The sequence below is a fragment of the Mucilaginibacter sp. R-33 genome, from assembly GCF_049949235.1.
Classification (GTDB): domain Bacteria; phylum Bacteroidota; class Bacteroidia; order Sphingobacteriales; family Sphingobacteriaceae; genus Mucilaginibacter.
Map to the genome: position 1 here is coordinate 499,694 of NZ_CP188089.1, position 17,218 is coordinate 516,911.

The 17,218-nt window shown below is 41.6% G+C and carries 11 protein-coding genes; 2 read left to right on the plus strand and 9 right to left on the minus strand.

Annotated elements, in window-relative coordinates; all coding sequences use genetic code 11:
- Position 1 precedes the first annotated feature (1 nt).
- From ACP26M_RS02405 to ACP26M_RS02415, 3 genes are all read right to left on the minus strand, one after another.
- Positions 2-1,039: a 2-hydroxyacid dehydrogenase gene (locus ACP26M_RS02405; RefSeq protein ID WP_426585818.1), complete on the minus strand. Its 1,038-nt coding sequence runs from the start codon at positions 1,037-1,039 to the stop codon at positions 2-4.
- 82 nt (positions 1,040-1,121) lie between these two features.
- On the minus strand, positions 1,122-2,174 hold the full coding sequence (locus ACP26M_RS02410) for a response regulator (RefSeq protein WP_413319684.1): 1,053 nt from the start codon (positions 2,172-2,174) through the stop codon (positions 1,122-1,124).
- Complete coding sequence (locus ACP26M_RS02415; RefSeq protein WP_426589689.1) at positions 2,171-3,358, minus strand: PAS domain-containing sensor histidine kinase; 1,188 nt, start codon at positions 3,356-3,358, stop codon at positions 2,171-2,173. The genes ACP26M_RS02410 and ACP26M_RS02415 overlap by 4 nt, the downstream gene beginning before the upstream one ends.
- Before the next feature lie 194 nt (positions 3,359-3,552).
- On the opposite strand from ACP26M_RS02415, the gene ACP26M_RS02420 reads away from it, so the two are divergent.
- Positions 3,553-4,530: a glycoside hydrolase family 43 protein gene (locus tag ACP26M_RS02420; RefSeq protein ID WP_426585820.1), complete on the plus strand. Its 978-nt coding sequence runs from the start codon at positions 3,553-3,555 to the stop codon at positions 4,528-4,530.
- Between the two features lie 243 nt (positions 4,531-4,773).
- On the opposite strand, the gene ACP26M_RS02425 is transcribed toward ACP26M_RS02420, so the two are convergent.
- The 6 genes from ACP26M_RS02425 to ACP26M_RS02450 form a co-directional block, all read right to left on the minus strand.
- Positions 4,774-5,109, minus strand: coding sequence for an L-rhamnose mutarotase (locus ACP26M_RS02425; protein WP_426585822.1), 336 nt, complete (start codon positions 5,107-5,109; stop codon positions 4,774-4,776).
- A 15-nt stretch (positions 5,110-5,124) separates the two neighbouring features.
- Positions 5,125-6,141, minus strand: coding sequence for an aldo/keto reductase (locus ACP26M_RS02430; RefSeq protein ID WP_426585824.1), 1,017 nt, complete (start codon positions 6,139-6,141; stop codon positions 5,125-5,127).
- Between the two features lie 18 nt (positions 6,142-6,159).
- Positions 6,160-7,428 carry an L-fucose:H+ symporter permease gene (fucP, locus tag ACP26M_RS02435; protein ID WP_426585826.1) on the minus strand — a complete coding sequence of 423 codons (1,269 nt, stop codon included), beginning with the start codon at positions 7,426-7,428 and terminating at the stop codon, positions 6,160-6,162.
- A 53-nt stretch (positions 7,429-7,481) separates the two neighbouring features.
- On the minus strand, positions 7,482-9,434 hold the full coding sequence (locus ACP26M_RS02440; RefSeq protein WP_426585828.1) for a glycoside hydrolase family 97 protein: 1,953 nt from the start codon (positions 9,432-9,434) through the stop codon (positions 7,482-7,484).
- Positions 9,435-9,439: 5 nt separating this feature from the next.
- On the minus strand, positions 9,440-11,080 hold the full coding sequence (locus tag ACP26M_RS02445) for an alpha-L-fucosidase (RefSeq protein ID WP_426585830.1): 1,641 nt from the start codon (positions 11,078-11,080) through the stop codon (positions 9,440-9,442).
- A gap of 481 nt (positions 11,081-11,561) precedes the next feature.
- The gene (locus ACP26M_RS02450) at positions 11,562-12,449 is read right to left on the minus strand and encodes a helix-turn-helix domain-containing protein (protein WP_426585832.1); all 888 of its coding nucleotides are present in this window, start codon (positions 12,447-12,449) and stop codon (positions 11,562-11,564) included.
- Between the two features lie 270 nt (positions 12,450-12,719).
- Here ACP26M_RS02450 and ACP26M_RS02455 point away from each other — a divergent pair, with 270 nt between their 5' ends.
- The gene (locus ACP26M_RS02455; protein WP_426585834.1) at positions 12,720-16,874 is read left to right on the plus strand and encodes a hybrid sensor histidine kinase/response regulator transcription factor; all 4,155 of its coding nucleotides are present in this window, start codon (positions 12,720-12,722) and stop codon (positions 16,872-16,874) included.
- Positions 16,875-17,218: the final 344 nt, after the last annotated feature.

Sequence of the window (17,218 nt, forward strand, 5' to 3'; positions counted from 1 at the left end):
ATTAAGTTTTGGTAGTATTGACCGTTGATAGCTCACCGGTCGCTTTGCAGTTTTTTGAACACACACACGCATTTCCGACGCACTTTTTAGCCTGCCATTGATCAAGGTTTTTTATGGTTTGATTAGCTATCTGCTGTAATGCCTCACTGGTTAAAAAAGCCTGATGGGGGGTGATGAGTACATTTTTAAAGGTCATCAGTTTTTCCAGCAAAGGGTCTTTATCGGTATCATGTTGATGCTGCTCAAAAAACAGGCCTTTTTCTTTTTCATAAACATCCAGTCCTAAATAACCTATTTTACCGGCTTCAAGGGCTTGTAATGCCGCTTCAGTATCAATTAATCCTCCTCGAGAAGTATTCAGGAGCATGACTCCATCTTTCATCAAAGTAAGGGTGTCATTATTGATCATATGATAGTTTTCGGGGCTGAGGGGGGCATGTAATGAAATGATATCGGCGGTAGTAAGCAGATCATTCATAGACACTTGTTCAACTCCTGGCAAGTTTGATTTGACAATCGGATCGTAGCCAATAACACGACAGCCAAAGCCATTAAAGATAGCAGCAACCGCCTGCCCGGTATGTCCCAGGCCAATAATGCCAACTGTTTTGCCTGATAAATTAAACCCCATGAGACCATTCAGCCTGAAATCGAACAGGTGGCTATGGGCGTTTGATTCGGTTAAATGCCTGTTCAGGGCAAGTGCCATGGCAACGGTATGTTCGGCAATAGCCTGCGGCGAGTATTCAGGTACATTGGCCAGTTTTATGTTGCGCAAAGCTGCTGTTTCCTTATCTATATGATCTGTACCAACCGACCGGGTAGCAATATATTTAACGCCAAGATCGGCCAGTTGGTTGATAACATAGGCAGATACATCGTCATTGGTAAAAACAACCACCGCTTCCTTACCCTCGGCATAAACCGCGGTTTCAGAATTTAATGGGTTAGAGATAAGGGTAATATCATGTTTTTTTTGGTTCGCTCTGGCCAAAAATTCCTTTTCGAACGCCTTGATACTGTAAGCTACAACTTTCATCTGTGCACATTTATATTAAACAAAACTACCCGGATGGCACCGGCAAAACCATGAGTGCGGTCAGTGAAAAAAATGACCTTTGTCAGTTTCTCATTTTTACCAGCTTGTTAAGGTCTGTTATATTGATAGTTGCACCTTTTTTTTCTATTAGGCCTTCCTCTTTAAAATCAGAAAGCGTACGGCTTACCGTTTCGGTAGCCATACCGGCCATTGAAGCCATTTCTTCCCTTGATATTTTAAATTCCTGTTTTTCCCCGTTTTGTTTGTTCAGTCTTACCAATACCTGTGCCAGCCGTTTCCTTACCGAATGGTAAGCCAGTTCGATAAGCTGTTCTTCCTTTTCTTTGATATTGTTTGACAGTATTTTCAAAAATTGCCGGCCAACGTCAGGATATCGGTCAAGCATGGTTAAAACGGTATCTTTCGGCAGCAGGCATATGGCCGCGTCTTCGGTTGCTTCTGCAGTTTCGCCGTAAGCATCATCAAGCAGCAGGGCGTGTACGCCAAGGTAGTCGTCGGCTTTGTATAAGCCGGTCATCAGTTCCCTGCCGTCTTCGGCCAGTTTAAATGTTTTTATGCTACCTTCCATCACCAGGTAAATTCCCTGCGGGCTATCCCCGTCATAAAATAATACTTGTTTTTTTCTTATCTGCCTTATTTTTCTACTGGCTATCAGTGCGTTTAATTCGGCTGCTCCGTTGCGCGAGTTGATGGCCAGGTGCTCTATTTTTTGCAGCGACCTGCTAAAAAATGCCTGTTGTTTTTCTTTTTTGCTCAACCTGCTATCAATGGCATTAAGCAATTCTATATCGTCAAAAGGTTTGGTAAGATAATCGTCGGCACCCATTTCCATGCCTTTTCTAAAGTCAACCCGTTCGGCTTTCGCAGTTAAAAATATAAAGGGTATGTTATCCGTTTCGGGCGATTTGCTGAGCATGAATAACACGCCATACCCGTCAAGCTCGGGCATCATGATATCGCACAAAATAAGGTCGGGTTTATGCTTTATAGCTAAGTCCACACCAATTTTGCCGTTACCGGCCTGTAATACCAGGTAGCCGGAAAGCTCCAGTATTTCGGCGGTGCTTTCTCTTATATCGGTATTGTCTTCAATAATGAGGATACTTTTTTTCATGATTGCGAAAATGTGAGCGTGAATGATGTTCCGTAATTAACTTTGCTTTCAAATTGCACCGTGCCGTTGATCAGGCCAACGTAGCGCGCCACTATATTAAGGCCGAGACCGGTACCTGATATATTGCCGGTATTATGTGCCCTGAAAAACGCTTCAAACAAGTGTTTTTGGTCATTTTCAGGGATGCCTATACCATTGTCCTTAACCACAACAACCAACTGATCGCTGGCTACCTCCGTGTTAAATTCAATAAAGGTATTTTCGCCCGAGTATTTGATGGCGTTGCTGATCAGGTTAATGATGCAGTTTTTTAATAATGCGGGATCCAATTTAAAAACACTGGTAGTACCGGTATGCTGATAAATGATATTTTGGTTTTGTTTGGCTACCAATTGCATTTCTTCTGTTATTTCCTCGCCAAATTTTACCAGGTTAAATTCGGCAAATACGGGCTCAACCTTCCCGGCTTCAAGTTTTTCGAGCGACAGGAAATCATTCAGGATACCCGTAAGGTTACCTACCGACGTTTTTATTTTGGCGATGTGTTTGCTGATGTTAGGATTGCTAAACTGCTGCGCATATTTTTCAACAAGGATGGCCGACAATTGGATACTGCTCAGCGGGGTCCTGAACTCGTGCGAGGCCATTGATACAAAACGGCTTTTCATCTGGCCAAGTTCTTTTTCTTTCTCTAATGACAGGCTGACCTCTTCTTTAGCCTGCAGCAATTCGCTTACCGAATGCTTTAAAGAAATTGTACGCTCTTCCACCAGCTCTTCTAAATGGAGGGCGTACTCCTTTAATCTTTCTTCTGCCTCCTTTTCACGTGTGAGGTCATGGATAAAACCGGTATAGATTTTTCGGCCTGAAAACTGCACTTCACTTACCCCCAGACGGAAAGGGAATACGGAGCCATCTTTTTTTAACCCCTTAACTTCGCGGCCAAAACCTATAATGTGCGGCTTGCCTGTATTTTGATAACGGTTTATATAACCATCGTGCAGCTCCTTATCGGGCGGGGGCATTAAAACAGATACATTTTTACCAATTACTTCGCCGGGACTGTATTGAAACAGATTACATGCTGCCGGATTGATGGATTCGATAATTCCGTGGCTGTTTATGGTAATAATGCCGTCTATGGCATTTTCAATAATTGCTTTTAGCAGCGCGGCATTCTCCATCAGCGTTTCCTTGTTTAATGACAAAGATCACGAATGGATTTAGTCTTCAATATGATGTGCCTCACCATAAAAAGTGATCACAATCACTTTTTATGGTGAGGCACAAAGTAAAAGGATGGTTGAGTGCAGAGCAACCATCCTTTTTTTACCTATTTTTAAACTCTATCCGATCTGTTAAATAGAAAACAAAATATATGAAGTATACGGTACTGATCCTGATCTTATCCATATTTTTCAATAACCAGGCACGGTCGCAAAACATGATTTCGGGCGGAGACTTTAAGGACACTGATGGAAATCAGATTAATGCTCATGGGGCAGGGGTACTTTATTATAATGAGGTATATTACCTGTTTGGCGAAATTAAAAAAGGCAAAACCTGGCTGGTCCCCGGGCAAAGCTGGGAAGATTACCGGGTTCCTGCAGGCGGGGTGTCATGTTATTCGTCGACAGATCTGAAACATTGGAAAAATCTGGGAACTGCATTAAGATCTGTGACAGGTGACCAGTCAAACGATTTAGATACCGGTAGGGTAATTGAACGGCCTAAGGTGCTTTATAACGAGAAAACCAAAAAATTTGTGATGTGGTTCCATAATGACAGAAATGATTACCAGGATTCAAAGGCCGGTATTGCCATAAGCGATTCGCCCGAGGGGCCATACACATACCTGGGCAGTATCAAACCAAACAATCAAATGCTTAGGGATATGACACTTTTTAAGGATACTGATGGCAAAGCCTACGTTGTTTATTCATCCGAAGATAACAACACTATGCATGTTTGCCTGCTGACAGATGATTATTTGAAGCCAACGGAACATTATACCCGGATTCTGATCGACAGAAACCGCGAAAGCCCGGCACTTTTCAAAAATAACGGCAAATATTTCCTGATCACTTCGGGGTGCTCTGGTTGGAGCCCCAACGCAGCATCTTATGCAACTGCGGATAGTGTCATGGGGCCATGGAAGGAGGTAGGCAACCCCTGCAGCGGTGCTAATGCAGAACAAACATTCTTTGCCCAGGGAAATTATGTTTTGCCGGTAAGCGGAAAACCTTCAAATTTTATCTTCATGGGAGATCTGTGGAACAAACTTGACCTGGAAAAATCTGGTTATCTGTGGATTCCTTTTGAGGTAATAGACGGCGAAGTGAAGATAAATTACTGATGTGTTGCCGTTGATAAATTGGTGTTTAGTCCTGAGCCGAAAGTCATAAACACTAAGTAACCCAATAGCTGAAAACGGGAAAGACCGCTATGATTTGCGTCTTTCCCGTTGTATGCCCGGAATCGGGAGTGGCGTTATGCTTTTAATTTATTCCAAATCAGTATCTTATGTTTGTGATTGAGCGTTGCGCAATGAATCGTTCAGCCCTGTTTCTTCGCAATATTATCTGTATATCACCCGTTCTTAAAGTTTAAAAATCTGTTTCATGCTCACCCATTTTTCTCCTTCTTTTGCCCAGGGGAGGGGTTGTTGAAATAGCCACATGAGTTGCTCCCATTCCTGTACTTTAGGATTTAGCGCGTCCATTTCTTCTTTTTTCTTTGACTCAAAATGGTCACTCGTTTCCATGATCATAAACAACCGGTTTCCAGTGCGATAGATCTGCATATCAAGAATTTCCGCGTCCAGTATGCTTTTGCGTATTTCCGGCCAGCTATTTTCAGCCTTATGCCAATGTTCGTATTCCGCTATCAATTGCGGATCATCCTTTAAATCGAGGGCCAAACAGTATCTTTTCATAGTGATATTTAATTTTTACAGATAAGCGGAAGCGTATGATTCGTCAACTAAGCCATATTCTTTCATTTCTTTCCAAAATTGTGTTGGGATCTTTAATGAAGCCAGCGAAACATTTTGTGCAACCCTGTCGGGATTTGTGGTATTCAGGGCGATACTTTTAACGCCCGGACCGTTTAACCCAAAAGCCACGCAGGCATCCGCCGGTTTTATTTTATAATCTGCACATAAGCGATAAAACAACTCTCGCCAACGATGTAAATGTTTGTCTTTTACCGGATCAGTTAACCGATAGTTATAATAATCAGACCCGGTTAAAAAGCCGCCATTAAAAACGGCGGAATTAATGATCAAAGTTCCTTGCTTTTCAAGCTCCTGCATAAATTCAATTAATTCTGGCGGATGGCTATGAATTGTCATGCTATTGGCGATCATTACCCAATCCAATTTTACATCCTGCGTTATCTTTTTGATGATCCGCCAGTCTTTCGAACCTACACCAATACCTTTTACTTTGCCATTCAGTTTCAATTCATTCAGCGCACGGTAGGCTTCCAATATGTCCCGGTAACGTTGTGCTTGTTCCTGTTTATCTTTTGCTGCATTAAGGTATTCATCGGGGTCATGTACCGATACCAGTTCTGCACGATAATTGCCCAGCAACTCATTTCCCTGTTCATAACATTCCAGGATGCCTTCATAACTTATTCGCTGAACGGCGTCATATTTCAGGTCGCGCCAAACACCCGGCTCAAAAGTAGGTTCGGGGCTTTTTAACTCCGTACGCAGCCAGCCCAATTTATTACTGATCAGTACCTCCGATTGGGAGACATTTAGTATTGCCAAAGCCTTTCCCAAAGATTCGAGCGCGAGCCCCGCGCCGTATTTCCCGGCTGAGTCAAATACAGCCGGTTTAGGAGAATGCCTGATACTTTCGGCAACAATAGCACATTTAACATCGTCTGGAAGTGCTACATATAAATTTCCTAATCCACTGGTTCCAAAAATTATTTTAGGCAGATTGATTTCTTGCATATTGAAAATGGAGAATTGTTAAAGGATAGTTGAAACCGGTACATTTTCCGGCCCCACTTTTACACGATGTCCTTTTAATCCAAAAAGGGCCACCACCGCAAAGCATACCAACGGTACCACATAACCATTTTGAATATTGCCAGTTACATCGCTGATATAACCGAATGCCCTTGGCAACACAGCACCACCAACGATAGACATAATGATCAGGCTGCTGCCAAATTCCGTATCTGCCTTCAGATCTTTTATACCCAACGCGAAAATGGTTGGAAACATAATGGACATGAAGAAACAGATCCCAATTACTGTGTAAACCGTGATCATGCCGTGGCCAAAAATGGCGATTGCGGATAGCAAAATATTGATACCCGCATAAACTGCAAGTAAAACAGCCGAGCTGTAATACCTCATCAGGAAAGTACCAATAAACCTGCCTATCAGGAATGCAGCGCCGCACAAACCAAGATAGTAGGTCGTTTGCACCTCCGTAAGTCCGGCAGATTTCGTGGCATAAAGAATAAACAAACTAAATACACAAACTTGCGCGCCAACATAGAAGAATTGGGCAGCCACACCCCAGGCCAAATGACGGTGCTTCAAGGCATGGAAAATGTTTTTGCTGGCTGTATGTCCTTCATGCTGTTGGATCCTTGGCAGCCGTGTAAACGCAAAAAGTATGGCAATAAACACCAATACACTGCCTAATATAAAATAGGGTGTTTTTACTGATGAAGCTTCGGCGGCCAGCGCCAGTTTACGGCCCTGTTCTGTCATTGCGCTTAATTGTGCCGGAGTATAACCTTTTGTCAGTATAATATGTCCGCCAATTATAGGCGCGAGGGTGGCAGCCAGCCCGTTAAATGATTGCGCAAAGTTAAGCCTTTGTGTAGAAGTTGCGGGATCTCCTAATGAAGAAGCATATGGATTGGCGGCAGTTTCTAAAATGGTTAACCCGCAGGCAATGATAAACAAAGCTACAAGGAAAAATGTGTACTGCTGTGTATTGGCTGCCGGTATAAATAAATAGGAACCAAACGCGAAAATTAGCAGCCCTGTGATAATACCTGTTTTGTAGCCGTATTTTTTCATGATGAAACCTGCCGGTAAAGCCATCACGAAGTAGGCTATAAATACGGCGGAATCTACCAATGTAGCCTGAACTGTTGTGAGCGTAAATGACTTTTTTAAGTGAGGTATCAATATCGGGTCGAGGTTATGCGCGAAGCCCCATAAAAAGAATAAGCTGGTTATTAATATAAATGGGAAAAGAGTTTTATTCTTTGTCATGATCTGATCATTGTATTAAACTTTTGTATGCCGGATTAAAGGTTCTCAATTAATTATTTGGCAGTTATTTTAGCTGCCCATCCGCCTGCTGTATCCATATGGATGTTGATCACGGAATTAGCCGATATCTTTTTTTCAGATCGGGTTAGGTCTTGAGGAGATGATAACACATCGCCCCATGATGATAACGTGTAGTTACCCGCCGGTAAAAAGTCCATTTTCAATTGTACAGTTCTTTCAGAATCGTTTGTCATCGCGCCGATATACCAGTCTTTCCCGCTTCTTTTGGCAATAACGACATATTGGCCCGGGTAACCGCCGAGTACCTTTGTATCATCCCAAACGGTTGGTATATCGTTTAAAAAATCGGCTCCGGGCTTGCCCAAAATGTTTTCAGGCGCATCGCAATAAACCATAAACGGACTTTCGTAGATCACGAATTTTGCTAGCTCGGCACATCGGCTGTTCATTACCTGGGTAGGGCTTCCCTTTCTGAAATCGCTTTTCTTTACATTCAGGAATCCGCCGGGAGTATAATCCATTGGCCCGGCCAGCATACGTGTGAATGGGAGTGTGGTATTATGCTCCGCTGTTATCCTGGTCGAAAATTTTGAATATTCTTCTCCCAAAACTCCTTCCCTGGTTACCATGTTGGGATAGGTCCGCTCGATGCCGTCGGGTTTAAAAGCACCATGGAAATCAACCATCAAATGATATTTTGCAGCCGTTTGGATGATACGACGGTACCAGTTCACCATTTGCTGATCATCGCGGTCCATAAAATCAATTTTTATTCCCGCAATACCCCATTTTTCGTAAATCGGAAATGCTTTTTCAAAATTGTCATTCCGGTTAACATCCGAGCTGTATAGCCAAAGCCAGCATTTAACCTTTTTGGCTTTGGCATAGGCTAAAATTTCAGGCATATTTAATTGCGGCGCCATTTTGGTAATATCTGCTTCTGGTTTGTTAAATGGCCCATACCATTGCCAGTCAATAAGCATGTATGGCCAACGCTCTTTCGATGCCAGGTCTATATACTTTTTGATGGTCGGCATGTCTACTTTTACGTCTCCGCTCCACCAGTTATCCCAGGCGCTCATGCCTGGTTTGATCCAGCTGGGATCTTTCAATACGTTAGGTGGGTTCAGGTTTTGTATCAGTTCCGATTCAATCAGTTTACCAGGCGAACCTGCCAGCATCACTACACGCCAGGGCGTAAGCAGGTTATTAGTGAAACGTGCTTTAACACCATTTTCATTTTCACCGGGCAGGGGCGATAGCTTGGTGATCAGGCTGATTTTGTCGGTAGCACTGGTGTCAGTTTTTGAGGATCCTATATAAAATCCCGGATAGTTATCAATATTGGCTTCAGTAAAAGCCGCATAATGATGCTGATCTAATTCTACCAGCAAAGGTAAGCCCGCAATTGTTTTTTCTGTGATATGGTTTAGGTTTTTCGGTTGAAATTCGGTTTCCTGTGATGAGGTATAACTACCATAGTCTGCCACCCAGGTTTTTGCTTTTGCCGGTAAGTTAAAAGTGGTTAGCTCATTTACTATCTGTCGGTCGCCGATTTTATCAGCCCCGAACAACTGGTAGCGAAATGCAACACCATCATTATAAGCCCTGAACCATATGTTCATGCGGCGCATTGGTGCCGATTTTTCTACCAGTGATAACTCCAGTTCATTGTAATGGTCGGTTACAATGCTGTGTTTAGCTTTTACTATTGGCGCCCAGGTTTGATTAACAGAATGCTCCACATGGCTGGTTACGGCCATGCCGGCTCCGATAGCCGGTTCATCTTTAAACTCGAAGCCGAGTGATGAAGAATGGACGACTGTTAAACCGTTGCTGGAAACTGTATATTGCAGGTTGCTGGTGTTGTTTATTTCCACAACATTTTTTTTATCCGGCGATACCAGCTTAAAAGTTTGCGCCAAAGAAGGAACTGCCAGTGAAACGGCAGTGATCAGGGTGTAACAAGTTTTCAGGTTCATCATATAAATTAAACAGCTCCTTCTATTTTTAAAACAAACGCATCTTTACCGGGTGCCTGCTCAGGCAATTTTACTTTAAGACCGGCCTCAGTCTGCTCAAAACTCAACTTGCCGTTTCCGAGCAAGCTTACACTGTTTACATTGCCTGTTTCATTATTTTTTGCTAACTTTTTAACAATGGCTTCATTCCCGGTTGGCCAACCCAGCATGGTAGCATAAAGGGTTTTGCCTTTTACAGTAAACCGGATATCTTCGGCTCCGAATGGTTTGCCTTTGCCTTCATTAAAGCCCTGCGCGCTAATTGGGGCCGCTGAATCTGTTGCGGGTCCCTCTCCAAACACTTTCCACGGGCGGGTGCCATAAATTGCTTCGCTGTTAACCTGCATCCAGGCGCCTATGCCCTCAACAACTGCACGTTCTTCACTATCGATACTTCCGTCTCCCCGTAATGGAACGTTTAAAAGCAGATTACCGTTTTTACTTACAATATCAACCAGGGTATGTACCACTGTTTTGGCACTTTTGTAGCCCTTATTGTCAAATATACGCCGGTCATAATGCCAGCCGCCAATACAGGTATCGGTTTGCCATGGTAAAGGTTCTATCTGGTTACTTTGGCCACGTTCTATATCCCATATCATGCATTTACGCTGCTGCTCATTCAATACTTTAGCAAATAGTGCGGCCTGTAGCTTTCCGTGCTTTTTAATGCTGGTATTGTACATATGCGCCGCTATTTTTAAACCGGCATCACTTACCGGCCATAGGGGCAAGGCTGTATCATCAAAATAAATCAGTTCTGGGCCGTATTTATCTATCAGCTCAATGGTGCGGTTCAAAAACTTATCACAGTAAGCTTTGCTGGGCGCGCTTGCGCCGTTGCCCCAATCCCAATGGCTGCCCATACTGTTGTCATCAAGGCTGTCCTTACTTAAAGGATGGTTTTGTGCATATAGTTCCTGTGGGTCATAGCCACTCCACCATTTACCTGCGCCATCAGCTTTGGTAAGCTTGCCGTCATAAGGTACACCTGCCAACGGGCCGGTTTTATCCGCACGTTGGGCAACCTCATACCAGGTCCAGGGGTGGGAAGCGTGTACGGTTACGCCAAAAGGCAAACCATGCTCTTTAGCTGCCTTGGCCCAGCCGCCTATCAGGTCTTTTTTAGGGCCAAGTTTAGTAGAGTTCCAGCTTTGGTATTTGCTGTCATAAAGGTCAAAATTATCATGGTGATTGGCCAGTGCCATAAAATATTTGGCGCCGGCTTTTTTATATAGGCCAACCAATTCATCTGGGTTCCAGTTTTCGGCTTTCCATTCGTTAATAACGTCTTTAAAACCAAATTTGGAAGGATGCCCATATTTTTGAACATGATATTTATACTGGTCGCTGCCTTCCTGGTACATGCCGCGTGCATACCAGTCGCCACGTTCCGGCTGGCATTGTGGGCCCCAATGCGCCCACATCCCAAACTTTGCGTCGCGAAACCAGTCCGGCACCTGGTACTGAGTCAATGAATCCCAATTTGGTTTAAACGGCCCAGAAATAGTTTCAGTGTTTGTTTGCAGCAAACTGCTACCAAATACCCTTGACAGATACAGAGATGAGAGTCCCGTGGCCACGCCTTTTATTAATGTTCTTCTTTTCATAATTGAGTTTGGAAGTTTTGAAAAAATATCTATCTGGATTAGCTATGCAAACAATTAGCCAGGCCTTTAAGTAAATTTCTATATGTCATTATCTATAATTGGTTGATGAGCAATTCACGTTAAATTGATCATCAATCAAATTTCTTTGAAATAATATTCAAATAGTTGACCTAATGGGACTTTTTTTTATACAAACCCGACTTTTTGAATGATTTATATTGCGATTGGAGTTGAGATTGATAAAAGGATCGGATACTACTTAAATCATATTATTTTTCAGGTTTGCCTATAAATAGCTTATTTATTGAGAATTACTTAATAATGGAAATAAAGCGCTTGTTTACGCCATGTCAGAATGCGTAGTGAAGGAAGACTTGGGAATGGGATTTAAAAAAATGAAATCATTGGCTGTTTCAGACCATGCCATCCTCAAGTTGCAGCATTATTAGTGAAAAAAGCGACAATGATAAGCATATGGATACTAATGATTGAAGCCAACCTGGTACATCTGTTTTTTATATTCGCTGGGCGACATACCAGTTAGCTTTTTGAAAGTTTTGGAAAAATAAGAAAGGTTATCAAACCCGGTTTGTGTGCAGATCTCTGAGTAAGCCATTCTGCTTGTTGCCATCAGATATTGTGCGCGTTCAATTCGTTTTTCATTTATATAATTCAACGGCCTGGTTCCTGTGTGCTGCTTAAACTGCCTTGAAAAATAATCGACATTTTGATTTGCCCGGGAAGCCAGCAGGTTCACAGTTAGATCCATGTGTAAATTAACAAGGATATAATTTAAGGTTTCTGCAATTTTAACGGGTATTGATTTATGTTCTGGATGTTTAAATAATTGTGGGTTAAGGAATTTTGCGGTTAACATCATCAGGATACCCTGGGTTTCCAGGTACACGGAAATGTTTTGTTGATTATTAAGTTCCTGATATTCCTTATAGTAGATATCTTTTTCATACACCTTAGGATTGTCTGACCGGTTAATTCCTCTCCCCGGGTTAATTTCAAGCAGCCTGTTAAAAAGGTTGATATCCATTTCGGTGGCCCTTGTTTTCAATATAACCCTGTGGTTAGCGAAAAGCGAACTTCCATCTATCGAATCCTCAAAAAACTGAACAAAATACTGGCCCAGATAATCACTGCACCCTAAGTTACATAGCGTGAAACTTGGAACTATGTATAGATAACCCGGTTCAAGTTTTAGCAAGCTGGCTGCATCTGATATTTCACCTTCTCCATCATCTATATAATAAATGCGATAGTAAGGACTGATCACATTCCTGTAATTCCATTTACAGTTAAGCTTCACATAGTCAACGTTGAGGAGCGAGAAAGTATGTTTTAAATTTCTTTTGATCATCTGAATCACAAATATGCAAATTGCATTGATATTCCTAAATGCATATGAATATCTTAAATATAGTAAAGTCGGATTTTTACAACAAAAAGTCCATTTTAATTAAGTTTTTAGATGGCGGCTTACTGTAGGTTTGAATCAACCAATATAAAGAAGGAATATCTCAAAACTTTGCATTAATACCCGGCATTAATAGGCTTGCTTTGCATATTAAAATTTGATATTTACCAAACACTGTCTTTTATTGATTATTTTTATGAATACTCCTAAGCTATGAGATATAAATTATCACTAAGCGTGCTTATATTGTTGTTGACGTTTCGTGTTGCTTTTGCGCAAAATGGCAAATACCAGTTTTCGCAGCTCAACAGAAGCAATGGCTTGTCTCACAACCAGGTTAACTGCATTTTTAAAGATTCTGAAGGTTTTATGTGGTTTGGTACTGCATCGGGCCTTAACCGTTATGATGGGTATAGTTTTAAAATATTCAAACATGATGCTAATAATAAAAAGTCGCTTAGTGATGATTTTGTAAGCGGTATTTTTGAAGGACCCGGCAAAAAATTATGGGTGTCAACCCGCGGAGGATATTGTTTTTATGATCCGGAAACGGAACAGTTTGACAGTGATATGTCATTAATGACGCGCTCGTTAAAGGTTCCTGGATATCCTAACGTATCTAAAATAATTCACGGCGGTAAGGACGAGTTTTGGCTTTTGTGCCCGGATTCCGGTCTTTACAAGTATAATGAAGTCAACAAAACAACCCGTCGGTATTATCACGACCGTTCAGGCGTATCATTATATTCAAATCTCATTTCAGACATAACTCAGGATGCTGCCGGCAACCTTTGGTTGGTATACCGTAACGGAATGGTTGAAAAGTTTGATATCAGTCAAAATAAAATTTCCTACCGTACAGATATTTTTAATAAAACTGTTAATAGTAAAGATGCATATTACGCCATTACTGTTGATAAGGACAACGATTTATGGTTTTACACCCCCGGTTTTTACGCCAACGCGTATTATTACAGTCCATCAAGCAGGGCGTTCAGGCCTATCGCTAACGAACCTTCGGGGCTCAAATTAAAATCTAATATCATCAGCAACATTATCCAGGCCGATGACGGCCTGATATGGATAGCAACCGACCACGGCGGTATAAATTTGTTAGATAAAAAAACTTTCACATTTACCTATTTATTGAACAGGGAAGATGATGCCAAATCATTAAGTCAAAACAGCGTTATCAACCTTTATAAAGACGATTCGGGTATTATGTGGGCAGGCACCTTTAAAGAAGGTGTAAGCTATTATCACAAAAATATTATCCGGTTCCCATTATACAGGCACTTCGCTTCAGACCCTAAAAGTTTGGGTTTCGAAGATGCTAACAAGTTTGTTGAAGATAAAAATGGGAACATTTGGATTGGTACAAACGGGGGAGGCTTAATTTATTTTAACCGTGAAACCGGCAGTTTTAAGCAATATAAGTATGAACCAGAAAATGCAAACAGTCTCAGCAATGATATTATTGTCAGTTTATGTATCGATCATGATCAAAAATTGTGGATAGGGACATATTTTGGCGGCCTGGACTGCTTTGACGGAAAAACGTTTACCCACTATAAACATGACGATAAGATAGTCGGGAGCCTTGCCGATAACCGGGTGATGAGTATTTTCGAAGATTCATCGCATAAGTTATGGATAGGGACATTTGCAGCCGGACTCCAGATATTTGACAGAGAAAAAAAGAAATTTTCCCCTCCCTTTAAACAAACAGATATCAGGTGTCTTTACGTTTCTGCTCTGTTTGAAGACCGCAAAGGCAATATTTGGGTTGGAGGATACTTTGGTATCGATGTGATTTTAAAAAATACAGGCAGGTTTATGCATTACAGTATAAATAAAGATGATCCTAACAGTTTAATCAGTAATACCATCAACTGCATTAACCAGGACAGGCATGGCTTGATCTGGATAGCTACGCGCTACGGATTAAGCATACTTAACCCCGAAACCAATAAGTTCACATCGTTAACCAAGCAAAACGGGTTACCAGATAATGCCATATTACAAATATTGGAGGATAATAAAGGAAGGATGTGGTTGAGCACTGCTAATGGTTTAAGCAGGGTAACGCTTATTGCCCAAAAGGCTCCTTACGCTTTCAGGTTTGAGAATTTTGATGAAACGGATGGTTTGCAAGGCCGGGAATTTAATGACCAGGCAGGGCTCAAAACCCGCAAGGGCGAACTCATATTTGGCGGCGGGCATGGTTTCAATATTTTCGACCCGTTAGCCATACATGCCAATATCAACAAGCCCAAACTAACTTTTACTGATTTCTTTCTGTATAATAAAAGTATCAAAGCCAATGAGGAAGTTAACGGACATGTTGTATTGTCAAAAGCTATTTCGGCAACCCGCCAACTGACACTAACACATAGTGAGAACGTATTTACCATTGAGTTTGCCGCACTTAATTTCTTTAATCCCAACAAAGTAAAACATCAGTATATGTTGGAAGGCTTTGATAAGGATTGGATTGATGCCGATAATGCTACGAGAAAAGCCACCTACACCAACCTTGATGGCGGTAATTATACTTTTAAAGTACGGGCGGTTAGCCAGGAAGGGCGGTGGGACCCTGATTATATCACATTAAAAATTAAGGTATTGCCCCCGTTCTGGAAATCGACAATAGCTTATTTTATTTATATATTACTTTTATTGGGGATCCTGTTTTTCGTGCGCCGACGCGGAATTCAAAAAATAAGAAGGCAGTTTGAAATCGAAAAGGAGAAACGCGAGGCTAAATTGTTAATTGAAAATGAGCGGCAGGAGGCCAGGCGTATGCATGAACTTGATATGATGAAAATTAAGTTCTTCACCAATGTAAGCCATGAATTCCGGACCCCTTTATCATTGATCATGGCACCTGTTGATAAGATTTTAAAGCAAACCGAGGCCGAAGAGCAGAGAAATCAGTTGCAATTAATTAACCGCAATGCTAAACGGTTACTAAATATGGTAAATCAGTTGCTTGATTTCAGGAAAATGGAGGTGCAGGAACTTAGGCTGCATGCACGGAGCGGAGATATTATCAATTTTATTAAGGAAATGGTTTACTCGTTTTCGGATGTTGCTGAGAAAAAACATATCAGGCTGGTATTCGATTCGGAAATTCAAAACCTGATTATCAACTTTGACCACGATAAAATCGAACGCATCATTTTCAACCTGCTTTCCAATGCTTTTAAGTTTACACCCGATGGCGGGCATATAAGTGTTTTATTGGCGATGGTTGAAAAAGCGCCTGAAGAGCGACAGCTTGAGATAAAGGTTATTGATACGGGTATTGGAATTCCGTTAGATAAGCAGGATAGAATTTTTGAACGCTTTTTTCAAAACGAGGTGCCAGGATCCATGGTTAACCAGGGTAGTGGTATAGGGCTGTCAATAACCAAAGAATTTGTAAAGCTGCACAACGGTGAAATATCAGTGCAAAGTGAACCCGGACAAGGCAGCTATTTTACTATACTTTTACCTGTTGATTTAGTGACAGAGGAAGAAGTATCGATAAATGAACCTGATTTCCCCCGGACAGCAGTATCCGAAAACCCCGATTGGGTGCAGGCGGGAGGCAGCAATTCAATAAAAAAGCTTTCTGTTTTACTGGTTGAAGATAATGAGGATTTCCGTTTTTATTTGAAAGACAATTTAAATGAGACTTTCAACATTATCGAGGCTGCTAATGGAAAGGAAGGATGGCAAAAAACCCTGGCCCTTCACCCTAACCTGGTAGTCAGCGATATCAGCATGCCGGAGATGAATGGCATTGATTTATGTCGGAAAATACGAAACGATAAACGTACATCACATATACCGGTTGTGTTGCTTACGGCTGTTACAGATGAAGAACAGCAATTGGAAGGGCTTGAAACCGGCGCCAATGATTACCTGACCAAGCCTTTTAATTTCGAGATTCTGACTTCTAAATTAAAGAACATATTGGCCATGCAGCAAGATATGCGTAAAACTTATCAAAAGCAGCTTGACGTTACCCCAACTGAAGTAGAAACCGAATCACTTGATGAAGCGTTTATAAAAAAAGCGGTACAAATAATCGAAAAAAACATTGACAATGCCGAATTCTCGGTAGAGGAATTGAGCAGCGAATTATTTGTGAGCCGCGTAACCCTGTACAAAAGAGCGTTGGCTTTAACAGGAAAATCTCCCGTAGATCTGATCCGTACCATCCGCCTCAAACGTGCCGCACAGTTGCTTGAGAATTCACAATTAACTATATCACAGATCTCTTACAAAGTAGGCTTTAAAAGCCAAAAGTACTTCGTACGATGCTTTAAGGCCGAATTTAATTGCCTTCCATCTGCGTATGTCAGCAACAAGAACAAATAGCGTTTTATAAGCCTTCAGCCGGTTTTACCGTAAGGAAATCGCTTTTAAAATTTGCCGCTTATGGCCTCACCTAAATCCTTTCCAAAGAAGAGGGCTGGTTTAGCTTTAGTTGTGTGCGAAATCGCATTTATTATTTTTTAAAACGATTTACCTGATTTTGCTATTGGTTTAACTTGATGCTTTTGGGGTCTTTTTGTTAAATTTAGTACAACATCTGTTTCAGTTATGACCGATTATTAGGTGTGAATCTACTTTAACATGCTGTAAATAAGCACAGTATGTGGTTTTAACATTTGTGTCCCCATTTGTGAACAATCGATTGCACCCCGGCATTTAGATTAGCA